Origin of the sequence: Microbacterium sp. GbtcB4 (assembly GCF_019091465.1) — a bacterium.
Lineage (GTDB): Bacteria > Actinomycetota > Actinomycetes > Actinomycetales > Microbacteriaceae > Microbacterium > Microbacterium paraoxydans.
The window spans coordinates 1-254 of record NZ_JAGXJJ010000277.1 but is presented as its reverse complement, the minus strand read 5'-3'; the positions used below and the strand labels follow the sequence as shown (position 1 = coordinate 254).

Below are 254 nucleotides of genomic sequence, written 5' to 3'. Positions count from 1 at the left end.
AGCCCGGGCCGGTGCAGCGGGGGGGCTGGGGCGAGCCCGACATCGTCGCGGTTGTGCCTCGTGTGCACGACCGGGATTCCGTGCCGGGCGGCGAAGGGGTGGCCGATGAAGGCGCCCCAGAAGTCGGCCTGCACGTGGACGAGGACGACGGGCGGGCGGTGCGCCATGGCCCGGTCGAGAGTCCGATCGGTCGCCCGCCCCGGCCAGGTCATCGCGTACACCCGATCGAGGGTGAACGGCAGCGACGGAAGGAC

The 254-nt window shown here is 73.6% G+C and carries 1 pseudogene; it reads right to left on the bottom strand.

What is annotated here, in order from left to right:
- A pseudogene (locus KVS71_RS17900) lies at positions 1–254 on the bottom strand (glycosyltransferase); the annotation flags it as partial.